We start from the raw sequence: 13,051 nt of genomic DNA, 5'->3' as shown, positions 1-13,051 counted from the left end.
GAGGACGCGAAAAAGACGGTGGGCCGGAGGTGGCGGGCGCGGGCCTGGGTTGCGGACCTGCGCGCCGCGGGACTGCGCGCCGCCGGACTACTACACCGACGGGCTCATGGCGCGGGCCGAGCCCGTCGGCAGGGCCGAGGTCGAGGGTGGGGGACGGGAAGGCGCGCGGGTGAGGGGGGCAGGACGATGAAGGCGACCGTCAGGCCGCTCGAGGGCGAGGACCTCCTGCGCGGCGTGGACAGGCTGCGCACGCTCGTCTACCCCGACCATCCCGAGGCCCACGATACCGCGTGGCACCGCTCCGTTTGGGGGTGGTTGGCGAGCCACCCGCTGGCGGACGAGCACATGCGCCGCTGGGTGGTGGCGACGGAGGAAGACGAGGTGGTCGGACACCTCGCGGCGGTGCCCCAATACTACCGCGTGAACGGGGAGCGGGTCGTCGCCCACACCCCGGCGGACTTCCAGGTCTTGCCGGGGTACGGCTTCCACGCCATCTCGCTGATGCGCCGCTTCTTCCGCGTCGCCGAGAACCGTGTCTCCTTGGACCAGGTGGGGGAGGCCATGGCCGTCGAGACGCGGCTCGGGGCCGAGAAGGCGGGCAGGCTGCGGTACGACGCGAAGCTGCTGGACCTCTCGAGGGTGCCGAGAGCCCCCGCGCGGCTCCGGCCCTTGCTAGGGTCCGCCACCCGGGGGCTTCGGGCGCTCGACGGCGTCCTGGGCGGGGTCTTCGCGGGCAAGCACGAGGTCGATGCCCTGGGCGGGTTCGACGGGTCGTTCGACGACCTCTTCGAGGGGGTCGCCGCCGCCATCCCCTGCCTCGCGGAGAAGGACGCGGCGTTCCTGCGGTGGCGCTACGGTCCCGGCTCGCCCGCCGTCCCCGTGACCGTCCTCGGCGTAAGGGCGGGGGAGGCCCTGCTCGGCTACGCCGTGCTGCGGGTCACCCGGGAGGGCGGGGACGGCCACGTGCTCGACCTCACGGTGCGGCCGGGACGCCGCGACGTCGCCCGCTCGCTGCTGAGGGAGGCGGTGCGGCACTTCGCGAAGGCGGGCGCGTACATCGTGCGGTACCGCTTCGTGGAGTCCGCAACCTCGCCCCAGGCCGAGGACCTGTGGAGCTTGGGGTTCTTCTCGCGCGAGGAGAGACGTCACACGCTGCTGGTCAGGTTCGCCGACCCCGGGATGCACGAGACGGCATTGCACCCCGCCCACTGGTCCTACAGCGCGGGGGACGGCGAGATGACATTTTGGGTCAGGTAGGAGGCACGGGTGAGGGACGAGAGAGACGCGAAGGGCGACAAAGGTGTTGGCGGAAACGGCGCCCCTTTCGCGCGCGCCGTTTCGGCCACCCGTGGGCCCGCCGGCGTGCGCCCCAAGCACACGGGCTTCCCGCGTCACGGCCACCGGGGCGTTGGCACCGCAACGACTCTCCGTCGTCCACCGGTTGAGGTGCTCGAGGGGAAGGGCAAAGACGGGATGGCGGTCTCACCCGGGAGGGTCCTCCTGGCCGCCGGTGGTTCGAGGGAATCGGACGCGGCTCCCCTGGTGGCGATGACCCTCGCCGCGTCGACCGACTCGGCGCTGCACGTGGTCCACGTCGGGCGGGGGCACCCGCCCTGGTTTGAACGTCACGAGGGCCTGGTCGAATGGCTAAGGCAAGAGGCGCAGGGATGCCTCGATCAACAGGTCGCGAAGATCGAGGACGCCGGTGGGATCGTCGCCAGGACCCACCTCAGAATGAGCGGTCGTCCCGCCGACGCGATTCTGGAGGTGAGCGAGGAGATCGGTGCCGGCTTCATCGTCCTGGGCGGCCGACGGCGGGGTAAGCTACGGCGCGCCTTGACGGGCGGCGTCTCCGACAGAGTGGTCCGGAACGCCCGTTGCCCGGTCTTGATCGTCCGAGGAGCACGAAACGGGAGGCGTTGAGTCAGAGGCGTCTCGAACCTTCCGCCGGGCCAGGGTGGCTCGAAGACCAACGCCTCGTTCGGCGAACGCACAGGGTCGGCGTGGGCGGGTAGCCTCCCGGCAGCGGCGGGCCACCGACCTCATGGCGAACTTGGTCGCTTCGGCCGCGCCCTCGGGATCCCCGTCGGGCCGGAAGCGGGAGGCCATCCTCACGAGGTCCGCCACCCGGAGGACGGGCAGCCGGTCGCGCAGCTCGTCCGGGGCGGTGACGCGCAGCGCCTTGAGCTAGTTTGCCGCCTGGGTCCTGGCCTTCACCGCCGAGCGGCGGGCCACCCGCAGGGCGCTGATGGCCTCCATCTTGCCGTCGCCAGCGCGTGATCCGGGGCCGGTTTCGGGGCGGTGTTACGAGGGCGAATAAACATTCACGGCCGCGGTGCCCCTGACGCTCCCGTAACGGGCCGTTATGGGGTCTTTACGTCGTAGTCCTTCTCGACCTCGCCGCTCTCCTTGGCGCCCCTGGCGTGGTCCCGGAAGAAGAAGGTGCCCGCGTACCTGCCAAAGAGCGGTCTCTCCTCTGTGTACGTCTTGAAGTGTCCGCGGCATATGTGCAGCGCCCTCCTCAGGCCAAGGTCCTCCACCCGGCCTTCGTGCCTCAGGACGCGTTTCATGGGCTCTATCTCGAGGGTGTAGTAGCGGGTGAGGGGCCTGCCCGTCCGCTTCTCGAACTTTTTGGAGAGCTTATTGGGCGGCTCGTGGGCGCGCTCGACGACGTTGTCGCATTGCATGAGGCTTATGGCGAAAAGCGCGGGGAGAATGGCCGCGCCGAGACCGTCTTTGGCCCCCTCGCCGCCCGTCGCGGCTTCCGAGTCCAGCGCGGGCTCCCCGTCGTCGCGCCCGACGGCGCGTTGGTCAGGCGCGACGAGCATCCTCCACCGCAGCATCGGGCCCGCCGGCTTGCCCTTGTGCTGCTCGAAGAAGAGGCTCGCCCGGCACGCCCACCGGGCACGGGCCGCGACGTCCTCGTAGCGGCGCCTGAGCCCCCGCGGCGCCCCGCCGCTCCCCGAGGGCCCGTCCTGCTCGGCGCCCGCCGCGGTCGCCGACAGGCCGGACGGCCTCCCGTGGGAGGCGATCCGTTCGAGGTCCTCCACGGTCTCGATGCCCCCCGAGAGTCGCGCCCTCGCCCAGCTCACGACGCTGTCGAGGCGCCCCTCCCCGACGGTGGCCAGCGCCTCCTCGAACGGGACCCCGTGGAAGAGGTCTTCCCGCTCGAACAGAAGCCCGAGCGCCCACACCTGGCCGTCCTGGCGGTGGCGGAACTCGATGAAGGTCCTGTCGAAGGGCGGCACGACGCGGGGGAAGTCGCCGAAGAGGTCCCAACCCTTGCCGCCGGCGAGGCCCCGCATGTACTCGGCGATCTCGTCGGCGCGCACCACCTTCCCCCTGGCCCGCTCCAGGGAGTCCATCTCCGCGGCGTCGAGGTCCCCTAGGTCCCGGCTTCCCGCGGCCGTAACGACCCTGTCGTAGAGCCGGCTCACGTCATCTCGCCTCGCGCGGCGCTACTACCGGCCCGTTCCCGCGCGCGTGGCACCCAGACCGTGCCCGAGGCCTCGTACTCGTCGTCCGCCAGCGGGCGGCGCCAGAACTCCCCGCCCGCCAACGGCGACGCGATCAGGGCCTCGCCGCGTGGCCTCGAGTAGCGTTCCTGCCCGGCGACCGCACGCACCTCCGGCCGGAAGTACGCGGACGCGCGCCGCCCGTAGCGCTCGAAGAACGCCTGCCCTTCGGCGTGGTCCGGCGCGGCGGCCCGCGCGACCACGTTCTCGCAGTTGTAGAGTCCCAGCGTGAAGAGCGTCGGCGTGAGGTTCCAGCTGGCCACCGTCTCCAGCATCTCTTCGGCCTCCGCGGCATCTTCTCCGGCCCCCGACAGGCCGCCCACCGGGAACCCCCTCATCAAGAAATGCGCGTCATCGCCCTCCCCGACCCTCGCTATCCTGCCGTCGGGCGCCAGGTAGGCCTGCCAGGAGTAGACCGGCCCCAGGACGTTGCTCTCGGTCTCCGTGTAGGTGCTCAGAAGCGCGGTCCAGCGGACCGCCCGGGCGAGGCGTCCTGCGCGCTCGGCCAACCCTTCGTCGTCCAGCCGCGCTATCTCCTCCGTGGCCGCCTCGACGCCCGGGAACGGGCTACCATCGGGGGCGTCCAGCTCCGCGGCGCCCTCGGCCCCGGCGACGACCGCCGAAAGCGCGCTCCTCGCGTCCTCCTCGCTTACCCCCTCCGCTCCCGCCTGACCGATCTGTCCGCGCAGGTAGCCGGGTGAGGCGTGGCGCGCGAAGTCGGTGAAGGCGACCAGGTGGCCGCCCGCGGTGCCGTCTTCGTCGAGGTGCTCTACGAAGTAGACACTTGCCTCCGCTAGCGGCGGGGCGAAAGGGGGCGCGTCGTCGGCGCAGGCGAACCGCATCGGTTGCGCCCTCTGTCGCTCCTCGTCGGGAGGTTGAAAGTCGGGTCCTCTCTCGCCATCGGACACGACCAGTCCGGCCACGTCCCTCGGCGCGCGCAGCACCACGAGGTCGGGGAGCAGCCCCGACTCCGCGCGGTCTTCGGCGGAGTCGTACCCCGCGACTATGGTGCGCGTCTCCTCCGCGAGCAACCTGTCGTAGAGCCAGGTCAAGTCCCGTCCGTCCCCTCCTCGACCTCGACGCCGACGATCCTCGCGTCGAAGCACTCCGAGAGCACGTCGGTGCTCTCGTAGACCAGTTCCGCGTCCTTCGCCCGCTCGAGGACCGCCCGGTCCTCGTCGGACAACCGTCCGAGCGCGTTCCGGAGGATCTCCCAGTCGCCGTCGAGCCCGCCGCTTCTTATGAAGGTGTCCGACTCTTCGAGCGCCCGCGCGGCGTCGCCGCCCTCGAAGAGGGCGTAGGATTCGTGCCCGAGCCACGCGTCGATCATCCCAGGATCGGCGAGCATCGCCCGGAGCAGCCTGCGCTGGCGCTCGACGTCCTCCCAGTAGCTGTCACGGCTTAATACCTCTTCGGCGTTCGAGTACGAGCGGGCGTGCTCGCGCGCCACCTCGTCGGTGAGCTCGCGCCCGGTCGCCTCCACCTCGAACACCACCCGCCACCGCTTGCGCACCAATGGCCTGTTGTCACCCGACGATTCGCTCAAGACGACGCTCCTCCCCTCACGGCAATTGCCCCAGCATTTCCGCCTTCTCCTTCGCCTTGTCGGGCCGGAACCCGGAGTTGCGCAGGACTCGCTGCAAGAACGAGTCCAGGGGCTCCCACCACAAGCGCCCGCCGAAGGAGGACTCGAAGGCCCGGTTGCATGGCTTGTGGACGAAGAAAGCCTCCCCGGAGTCCGGGTCCCAGAGGGCGGTAGCCTTGCCCGCGTCCTCGATCTCCGCGTCGCAATGGTCGCAGACCGCCGAGGGGTAGAACCTTCCCTCACGGTAAATAGCCCTCATCGGCATCCTTGATCCTCCTCTGCCCTGCCGGGTCCGAAACGGTCTCCGGCGCGCTGTCCCGTCCAGGAAGCGTAGCACCCGCGGCCGTTCGCGGGCGAAAGAGAATCGTGTCGGTGGTTCAAACTAGGCGTCGGGCAGCGCAACGCGGGGCTATATAATCAGCAGGCATGTCCCAAGCAGACCGGATCGCCGAGTTCCACGAGTGGGTGAACGGCCGCGTCGAGCTTGCCAAGCGCCTGGACGCCGACGAGTGCGGCGGCACCTACGCCGACGCCATCCTCGTCCTCTCGGCGGTGCTCAGCGGCTTCGCCTCGGACGCCTCGCCAGGCAAGGGACGGGACATGGTCCGCTTCGTGGAGGCCTGGTTCACCCTCTCCGATCCGGCGCTGAACGCGGGGAGGGTCAGCGTGCCGCTCCTCCTCGACGCTCTGCGGGAGGAGGGGGAGACGGCAATCATCGAGAAGGTGCGGGCCAGCCGCCCCGGCATTTTCGCTCCGGGCAACGACTCGCGGGTGCTCGTAGGCGACGAGATCGACCAGGCCGAGGCCGAACTAGTCGCGCTAGACCCCGATCTCGCTACCAAGGGGCTCAGGCGTTTAAGCTACGGGCGGGTGTTCTACGAGCACGTCCGGTCGGCCTACACCCACGAGTACCATCTCTCGGAGCCCGCAAGCGAGTTCGCGCAGACGAGTTGGCCGGCGCGGGTGAGCTACGTCAACTTCATCAGGCCGCCCGATCGGCGGGTGCGTCGCCTGATCCATTTCGACGTCGCCTGGGTTGGCGACATCCTCGAATCGGTGGCGACCTCCCTCGTCACGGCCGGCCCGATAGAGCCCCTTTCGGAGCCGAAGACTTGGTGGGTCAGAGGGAGCGCGTGATCTCCTCCGCCCGCTGCCGGCGGGCGAGTCCTCTTTGTCCAAGCCGGTCCCCGATTACCGGCGGGACAAAGCGTCGGCCGTTGAACACACGATCGGCAAGATACCCTCCGGCGGCGGCGCGGTGTACATGTCCGATGACGTGGGTCGGTTCGTGGAGGCCGCCGACGGCGGGATCTGCCTAGAGGTCGAGACCCCCAGACGCTCGGGATGGACCGCCGAACCTACGAGATCCTCTACGACCGGATTATGCCGACGTCCGAATCCTTTAGAGTTTCGATGTCAATATTAGGGGGAGAGTATTAGGACGGAAAGTATTTCTCTCGGTAAGACGTCTCGCAACTCCGGGTAGCGGTCCCGAAACTACGTCTCGATCGCTTGGGCCCGATATTCGCTCCGACTTGCGTTTCGGCAGGAGCGCCACGGCGGGGCCCAGGATGCTCGGCGAGTACAAGGTGAGCTTGGCCGGCAGGCTCAAGGGGGAGGGAGCGTATTCCCCGACGGCGGTGGGCGAGATGCTCTGGGTAGACAGGTCCACCTTGTACGGGTATCCGGCCGAAGATGGCGACGGGTGAGACGCCTCGGGTCGAGGCGCTTGTAGCCTCGCAGGACGAACTCAGAATTCACAGCAGGTCGCCGAAGCTCCCGAAGTTAACGGCAAAGGACTGCCCCTGGGACTCGAGCCTCTCCTTGATGCCGTCCGCCTCGGGCACGGTGATGGCGCCGTCGCGGACGCAACTGAGGATGAGGCCGGGCGTGTTGATGAGGCGGTTTCTTCCGACCCGCTCGTGGACTTCCCGCCTTGCGCGGCCGAGTTCGTCCATCGCGATCACCCAGCCGCGGTTCGACGCCACGGCGATGGAGGCCGACTCTCCGCGTCCCAAGACGGCGTTCAGCTCGGCGAAGATCTCCAGCTCGACGGGGTCGGTCACCTGGATCTCCCCGATGTCCCCCGCCGAGAGCGCCGCCGCCAACTCGGCCGCCTGGTCGGGATAGGCCACCTCCCCGCGCACGTGTTCGGTGACGACGATCTTGTAGCCTCCGTGGTGGCGCAGCAGGTCCAGGCGCCCCGCCCGCAAGAAATTGATGAGCACGTTGGCGTCGGCGACGACCAGCACTCGCTCGTCCGAGGCAGGCCCCACGCCTGCTATTCGCCCGGGAGTATCGCTTCGATCGGCTCCGGCCGCGGCTGGGCGTCGTAGAGCGCCTCCTCTATCTCTTCGCGTTCCACCCCCGTCTTCTCTGCCAGCTCCATGAGCTTGCCGCGCGAGATCTCCTCCCGCCTGTAGGCCTCGAAACCCAGCGACAGCAGCTGTTCGGCGAGGTCGAAGCGGAACGCCTCGTCCCACTCCGGTATGCGGAAGGCCCGACGGATGGGCCCTTGGGCTCCCTTGCTCTCCCAGAGGGCATCGAAGGTGTCCTTCCTGATGATGCCCAGATTGAGGAGGTGGTAGAGCGCAGCCTCGTAGCTCGTGCCAAAGTGGTGGGACAGGCCGACGACGTCGTGGACCCGCACCTCCTGGCTGCCTGTGGGCGTCCGCCTCTGCGCCGGCACCCCTTCCCACTCGTCGTAGATCTCGAGGTTCTGCCGGGTTCCCTCGCCCTTGCCGAGCGTCTTGAGGAAGGATCTCACGCCGGCCTCGGGCATCAGGAAATGTGCCGCGAACGCGTTGGCGCGCACTTCCGCCAGCTCGCTCCTGTTCCCCGCGTGGCTTATGCCGCCGAAGCGGTCGCGGTCGGCGAGCAGGTGACAGTACTCGTGGGCGTAGGAGAACAGCCTGCGGCTCCGGGAATGCCCCCGGTTGATAACGATCGCGAACCCCGTGTCCTCGCTGTGAAAGAAGAGCCCGGACACGGCGTCCGGCATATCGTACTCGGTCACCCGCACTCCCTGACGGGCGACGATCTCGGCCACCTCCCAAGTGGGCGACGTCCCCAGGTCCAGGCGGTTCCTCTCCTGCTCCGCGATGTACCGCCCCTGGTTGACGGCGTCCCAGCGACTAGAAAGGCCCTTGAACTCGTACCCAACGAGGGAGGCGGACGAGGAGGAGAGCCCCAGAAGCCCCTCCAAATTCGTGGCCTCGCGGCACAGTTCGACGCACCGCAGCAGTTCCCTCTTGAGCTTGGGGTCCTCCGCGTAGCCGGGGGCCGCCCTGAACAGGGCGGCCAGCGGGTCCTCCTCGAATACCCCCTCTTCGAGGAACTCGGAGATGCCGCGCCCGTAGAGCCGCGCCATCTCCGCCAGTTCGAGGCTGTTCACGGCGCGCCTGCCGGCCTCGATGCGCACCACCGCGAGTCGGGTCATCCCAACCTCCTCGGCGACCTCCTGCTGCGTCAGCCCGGCGTTCTCCCGGGCCGCCTTGAGCCGCCCGGCAAGCTCCTCGTGCGTGATGGCCACGACCTACCCTCCTTTCGTGCGTTTGCTGGTGCCCCGTCTACCCCGCAGTCAAACCCGATCCAGCATCGGACCCGTGGGCACCGCGGTGTGGCCTCGCCATTGTTCGGGCGAGCCCGCTACAGGGCTGTGGATTTGCCGTAAGTTGTGGTGAAAGGCTTAGATAGCCGGCTTATTTCTTGCGCCTGTTGTACGGCGATTGATTGGTCGGCTTAAGCGAGATGTTTTCGTCGCTGGCCTTCGACCTGACGGCGTCCTCCGTACGGCCGAGCTTGTAAGCCGCCAGCCCGGTTGGGGTGTTCCCCTTGGCGAGCTTCTGAAGCTGACTCACCTCGCTCTTCGTCCAGTCCTTGCCGTGGTTCTTCGGCGTCTTCGCCATCCCGTGCCTCCCGTTTCCGCCACTCTCGTCTTCCGCTTCCCTATGGTACCATAAATGAACATTTATGGAAGAGTTGTGTTGAAACCTAGTACCTGGAGGGTCATATGACCGTAAACGAACTGTTCGAAGGGGCCCGCGGGCGCATCGCCGTGCCGGACGGGGTACTCAAGGAGGCCGAAAGCGGCGGGACGAGCTCTGGGTGATAGTCGAGGAAGAATTCGACACCCTGCGGACCTTCGGTTCGGGTTCCCTGGCGCACGCCACCCAGAACGACCCCCTCAACGATGCCGACGCAGGGGTGGTCCTCGACCGGAGGGTCTACGAAGACCTGGGTCCCGACGGGGAGGGGCCTCGCGCGATGGTGGAAACGGTTAGGGGCGTGCTCCGGACCCGGCTGAAAGAAAAATACCCGAAGGTAAGCTTCTTCACCGGGGGGCACCGGGCCATCAGGGTCAACTTCATGGAGCCTATCCAGCCAGGCGGCGACAACTTCACCGCCGACCTGATAGTCGCCATCCGGCGGTACGAGGGCAGGCTGTATATCCCCGACCTCGACGAGGACGGCTGGGACCCCTCAGACCCCGAGCCTCACGTCGAGCTCATAGTCGCGCGCAACAAGAAGACCGACTCGCGGTTCGCGAGGATCTTGCGTCTGGCGAAGCACGCCAACGCCCACAACGGCAAGACCATCGTCTCCTTCAACGTCGCGGCACTCGGCCTCGAGGCCGTCGCCGAGAAGGTCTCCCTGCCCGAAGGGCTCGCCCTGTTCCTCCGGCACGCCGCGGATAGCTTGAATGAGGGACTCACCGAGGACCCGGCGGGCGTCTCCGGCCCGATAAAGATGAACGTGCCTCGTAGAAAGGACGCGGCCAGGAAGTTCAAAGGTCTTGCCGAGCTCGCCGAGCAGGCGCTGGAGTTCGACGCCGACGGGCAGACGGCGCAGGCCCAGCGCAACTGGTCGAAGGTCCTGCCCGTCGCCGTTAATCCTCCCAAGGGCGAAGACCTGGAGGCCGAGATCGCGGCCGGAGCCCGCAAGGGCAACGGTTGGGTGTACCGCGGAGCGGGCGGTTTGAGCGTCTCCGGCAAGCTCAGGGAGGACATCCCGTCGGCGAGGTCCTTCGGTGATAAGAACCAGCAGACCCGGTAATCTGAAAGCGCCCTGGTGGCGTCGGGACGTCGCCGCCCGGGGGCGCATGGAGGCCGGCATCCGATCGCGGTACCCCGGCATCGAGATCTCAGGATCGGCGAAAAAGCTCACCTACGAACTGGACCTCGACCTCGAGGTCTACGAGGCGCGGCGGATAACGATAGTCTTCAAGGCCGGCGAACCGGCGTCGTGCGTGGAGGTGTTCGCCGACGGGCCCACGGAGTCGCCGCACAGGTACGGCGAGAGGAGGTTGTGCATGTGGTACCCGGCCGATCCACCGGAGCTCCGCTGGTTGCCAGAGCACCGGTTGGTGGGCCTGATCGAGATGGCGCGCCTCCACCTCTTCCGCGAAGAGTACTGGAGGCGGACCGGCGGGTGGGACGTCGGGGAGTGGCTCGGTCCCGAGATCCATCCCGGCGAGGAGGAAGCCGAGGAGACCGCGAACGAGGCGGGGGCCGCCGGTTGAATGCCTCGACCTCGGCCGGGGTAAGCGGGCCGGTAATCGCCGCGATCGTCACCGGCCTGGTGGCGCTCGTGGTGCTGACCGTGAACCAGTACCAGGCGCGGCAGGATGCGCGGCGCAAGGACTTCGCCAAAGCCCTCGCCGCCGTGGAGCGCTACGCGGAGCTGCCCTACCGGATCAGGCGCCAGCAGGGCTCGACGCCGGAGGTGCGCGGTCGTATGGCCGAGTTCATACACGAGGTCCAGCAGGATCTCCTGTTCCACAAGAACTGGGTACGCATCCAATCTCACCGCGTCACGGAGGTCTACGACTCCCTCCTCCGGGCCACGAGAGAAGAAGCGGGCTCCGCGATGACGGAGGCCTGGAACACGGCGCCCATCTCTAAGGACGAGGAGATGCCCCTCGGCGTGGCCCTCAGCTTCCCGCGGATGGAGGAGGCGCGGGCCAGGTACGTCCGGGCGGTCGGCTACGAGCTCGAGTTCCCGCCCTTCAGATGGATCAGAGACTACGTCGTGCCCCGGTTGGTCGAGCTGTCGAACAGGAAGGCCTCTGGATAGCACCTCCGTTCCGGATGACGGTTTCCCCCACGGAACTTAGCGACCATCCAGTCCGGTAGAGGATCTCCTTGCCGTTCATTTTTTCCAGAGTAGTACTGTGACAGCCACGTGGATGGCAGAGAGCGAACGGCTCCTCGGTTCAGCGCAAACCAATTGATCCTCACGCCCTAAGTACCCCTGGAGCTTCGAGGCGGAGGGTCCAGCGAATGATGACGGGTGATTCTTGGCGTACGAGATCTACTAGGAGACCCGGTGACTCCTGAAGGGAAGCTCTTCTGAAAGCGCCCAAGGTCGAAAGCAAGTTAGTGATTACCCTTCGGTTATCACGATAGCGCCCGAAGTGGCCCCCTTGATATAGTGGAATGCGTATCGATCGGCGAGTCGATGGGGAGGGGCGGGTGGCCGGCCACAGCTATTACGTCGAGATAGGCAACGAGTACCTGGGCAAGCATAAGCGCGTGACCGGGCGCACGCCCAGGGAGGTCGAGGCCAAGGCCACGGAGCAGGTGCTTCGGTGGGCCCAGGAAGAGGAACGCGCTCGCGAACGGGCGGCGGTCGCCGACTTGAAGGAGCGCGCGGAGCTTGCGACCGACGACGCTCTGGCCCGCATCGAGGAGCACCGCGGCATCCTCCAGGCTACTATGGCCGTGGACGACCGCATAGACTGGGAAGACCTCGAGGACCGCGATCCCTATCCGGGGACACCTCCGACGCCCGAGGAAGTGGCGACGCGCCTCGGGGTACCCGAGAAGAGGGTCCTCATTGAGAGGCTTAGGCCCTCACTCGCCGCCAAGCGGGAGGCGGCCGAGGACGCGGCGCGCGAGGAGTACCGGAGGCTGAAGCGAGAGCATGAGGAGGCGGAGAGGCGCCACGACGAAGAGCGGGCGGCGAAGAACGCCGAGGTCGAAGGGCTTCGCCAGGGCTACGAGTCGGGGGAGCCCGAGTCGGTCGAGAAGTACGTCTCGCTCGTGCTCGCCAACTCCGCCTACCCGCAAGGCTTCCCGCGGGAGTTCGGCGTGCAGTACCGGCCCGAGGAGCGGACGGTCGTGGTGGACCTGGAGCTGCCCTCGCCGGAGGCGGTGCCCCGGGTGGTCCAGTACAAGTACGTCGCCTCGCGCAAGACGGTAGACGAGGCCCGCATGAAGGACTCTGACTTCCAGGGGTACTACGACGGGCTCGTCTACCAGACCGTCCTCAGGACCCTCCACGAGGTCTTCGAGGGCGACTACGCCGGGGTCTGCGAAGCGGCGGTGGTCAACGGCTGGGTGCAGGGGGTGGACCCCAGCACGGGCAGGGACTTCCGCTCGTGCATCGCCTCCTGCGAGGCCGAGCGCGAGGGTTTCTCGGAGATCGACCTGAGCAGGGTGAAACCGGAGGCCTGCTTCAGGCAGCTCAAGGGCCTGGGCGCCTCGCGGCTCGCCTCTCTCAAGCCGGTGGCGCCCATACGCAGGATAGAGCGGGAGGACCCCAGGTTCATCGAGGCGCGCGAGGTGCTCGACGAGCTCGAGGCGGGGAGCAACCTGATCACGATGGACTGGCAGGACTTCGAGATGCTCGTGCGCGACGTCTTCGAGAAGGTCTTCTCCGACGAGGGCACCGAGGTCAACGTCACCCGGGCCAGCCGCGACGAGGGCGTCGACGCCGTGGTGATAAACCCCGACCCTCTCAAGGGCGGCAAGACGATCATGCAGGCCAAGCGCTACAGGAAGGCCGTGCGATCGTCCCGTCCGCGCCGGGGATGGGGTCGCCGTGGGGGTCGCGCTCGGGGTGCCCGAGGAGTTCTGCCAGCCGCTCGGTGAAGGAGTCGGAGACGGCATGCTCCAGCCTCTCGGCCTCCCCGTGCACCTCCTCCCACGGGTAAGCCGAGGTGCTCCAG

16 protein-coding genes and 1 pseudogene are annotated in these 13,051 nt (G+C 67.9%); 9 read left to right on the top strand and 8 right to left on the bottom strand.

From position 1 onward, the window contains the following. Positions 1 to 49: 49 nt before the first annotated feature. The 3 genes from GBA63_RS19350 to GBA63_RS19340 are packed head-to-tail and all read left to right on the top strand — an operon-like array spanning position 50 to position 1,923. Positions 50 to 190, top strand: coding sequence for a hypothetical protein (locus GBA63_RS19350; RefSeq protein ID WP_166178773.1), 141 nt, complete (start codon positions 50 to 52; stop codon positions 188 to 190). Next, positions 187 to 1,257, top strand: coding sequence for an N-acetyltransferase (locus GBA63_RS24100; RefSeq protein ID WP_166178771.1), 1,071 nt, complete (start codon positions 187 to 189; stop codon positions 1,255 to 1,257). The genes GBA63_RS19350 and GBA63_RS24100 overlap by 4 nt, the downstream gene beginning before the upstream one ends. 9 nt (positions 1,258 to 1,266) lie before the next feature. Beyond that, positions 1,267 to 1,923 carry a universal stress protein gene (locus GBA63_RS19340; RefSeq protein ID WP_228282180.1) on the top strand — a complete coding sequence of 219 codons (657 nt, stop codon included), beginning with the start codon at positions 1,267 to 1,269 and terminating at the stop codon, positions 1,921 to 1,923. Between the two features lie 440 nt (positions 1,924 to 2,363). Here GBA63_RS19340 and GBA63_RS19335 read toward each other — a convergent pair whose 3' ends face one another. The 4 genes from GBA63_RS19335 to GBA63_RS19320 are packed head-to-tail and all read right to left on the bottom strand — an operon-like array spanning position 2,364 to position 5,359. Next, positions 2,364 to 3,437 carry a hypothetical protein gene (locus GBA63_RS19335; protein ID WP_166178769.1) on the bottom strand — a complete coding sequence of 358 codons (1,074 nt, stop codon included), beginning with the start codon at positions 3,435 to 3,437 and terminating at the stop codon, positions 2,364 to 2,366. After that, a complete protein-coding gene (locus GBA63_RS19330) occupies positions 3,434 to 4,567 on the bottom strand; it encodes a hypothetical protein (RefSeq protein ID WP_166178767.1) in 1,134 nt (377 codons plus the stop codon). Before GBA63_RS19330 ends, GBA63_RS19335 begins: the two co-directional genes overlap by 4 nt. Next, the gene (locus GBA63_RS19325; protein WP_166178765.1) at positions 4,564 to 5,061 is read right to left on the bottom strand and encodes a hypothetical protein; all 498 of its coding nucleotides are present in this window, start codon (positions 5,059 to 5,061) and stop codon (positions 4,564 to 4,566) included. The genes GBA63_RS19330 and GBA63_RS19325 overlap by 4 nt, the downstream gene beginning before the upstream one ends. A 16-nt stretch (positions 5,062 to 5,077) precedes the next feature. Next, positions 5,078 to 5,359: a hypothetical protein gene (locus tag GBA63_RS19320; protein ID WP_166178763.1), complete on the bottom strand. Its 282-nt coding sequence runs from the start codon at positions 5,357 to 5,359 to the stop codon at positions 5,078 to 5,080. A 167-nt stretch (positions 5,360 to 5,526) separates the two neighbouring features. Here GBA63_RS19320 and GBA63_RS19315 point away from each other — a divergent pair, with 167 nt between their 5' ends. Further along, a complete protein-coding gene (locus GBA63_RS19315) occupies positions 5,527 to 6,237 on the top strand; it encodes a hypothetical protein (protein WP_166178761.1) in 711 nt (236 codons plus the stop codon). 398 nt (positions 6,238 to 6,635) lie between these two features. Beyond that, on the top strand, positions 6,636 to 6,809 hold the full coding sequence (locus tag GBA63_RS19310; RefSeq protein ID WP_166178759.1) for a hypothetical protein: 174 nt from the start codon (positions 6,636 to 6,638) through the stop codon (positions 6,807 to 6,809). 48 nt (positions 6,810 to 6,857) lie between these two features. Here GBA63_RS19310 and GBA63_RS19305 read toward each other — a convergent pair whose 3' ends face one another. The 3 genes from GBA63_RS19305 to GBA63_RS19295 all read right to left on the bottom strand — a co-directional run bounded on the left by GBA63_RS19305 (position 6,858) and on the right by GBA63_RS19295 (position 9,008). Beyond that, a complete protein-coding gene (locus GBA63_RS19305) occupies positions 6,858 to 7,376 on the bottom strand; it encodes a hypothetical protein (RefSeq protein WP_166178757.1) in 519 nt (172 codons plus the stop codon). A gap of 5 nt (positions 7,377 to 7,381) precedes the next feature. Beyond that, a complete protein-coding gene (locus GBA63_RS19300) occupies positions 7,382 to 8,632 on the bottom strand; it encodes a helix-turn-helix domain-containing protein (protein WP_166178755.1) in 1,251 nt (416 codons plus the stop codon). 169 nt (positions 8,633 to 8,801) lie between these two features. Next, positions 8,802 to 9,008: a hypothetical protein gene (locus GBA63_RS19295; RefSeq protein ID WP_166178753.1), complete on the bottom strand. Its 207-nt coding sequence runs from the start codon at positions 9,006 to 9,008 to the stop codon at positions 8,802 to 8,804. A gap of 199 nt (positions 9,009 to 9,207) precedes the next feature. On the opposite strand from GBA63_RS19295, the gene GBA63_RS19290 reads away from it, so the two are divergent. The 4 genes and pseudogenes from GBA63_RS19290 to GBA63_RS19275 all read left to right on the top strand — a co-directional run. Then, positions 9,208 to 10,155 (top strand): hypothetical protein, encoded by a 948-nt coding sequence (locus GBA63_RS19290; RefSeq protein WP_166178751.1) that lies wholly within the window; start codon positions 9,208 to 9,210, stop codon positions 10,153 to 10,155. Continuing rightward, on the top strand, positions 10,130 to 10,621 hold the full coding sequence (locus GBA63_RS19285; protein WP_166178749.1) for a hypothetical protein: 492 nt from the start codon (positions 10,130 to 10,132) through the stop codon (positions 10,619 to 10,621). Before GBA63_RS19290 ends, GBA63_RS19285 begins: the two co-directional genes overlap by 26 nt. After that, on the top strand, positions 10,618 to 11,175 hold the full coding sequence (locus tag GBA63_RS19280) for a hypothetical protein (protein WP_166178747.1): 558 nt from the start codon (positions 10,618 to 10,620) through the stop codon (positions 11,173 to 11,175). The genes GBA63_RS19285 and GBA63_RS19280 overlap by 4 nt, the downstream gene beginning before the upstream one ends. A 362-nt stretch (positions 11,176 to 11,537) precedes the next feature. Continuing rightward, positions 11,538 to 12,884, top strand: a pseudogene (locus GBA63_RS19275) (restriction endonuclease); the annotation flags it as partial. Here GBA63_RS19275 and GBA63_RS24540 read toward each other — a convergent pair. Continuing rightward, on the bottom strand, positions 12,859 to 13,020 hold the full coding sequence (locus tag GBA63_RS24540; protein ID WP_407690860.1) for a metal-dependent transcriptional regulator: 162 nt from the start codon (positions 13,018 to 13,020) through the stop codon (positions 12,859 to 12,861). The pseudogene GBA63_RS19275 and the gene GBA63_RS24540 sit on opposite strands and share 26 nt — an antisense overlap. Between the last annotated feature and the right edge of the window lie 31 nt (positions 13,021 to 13,051).

Source organism: Rubrobacter tropicus (assembly GCF_011492945.1).
GTDB lineage: Bacteria > Actinomycetota > Rubrobacteria > Rubrobacterales > Rubrobacteraceae > Rubrobacter_D > Rubrobacter_D tropicus.
This window is presented reverse-complemented; position numbering and strand designations above follow the sequence as displayed.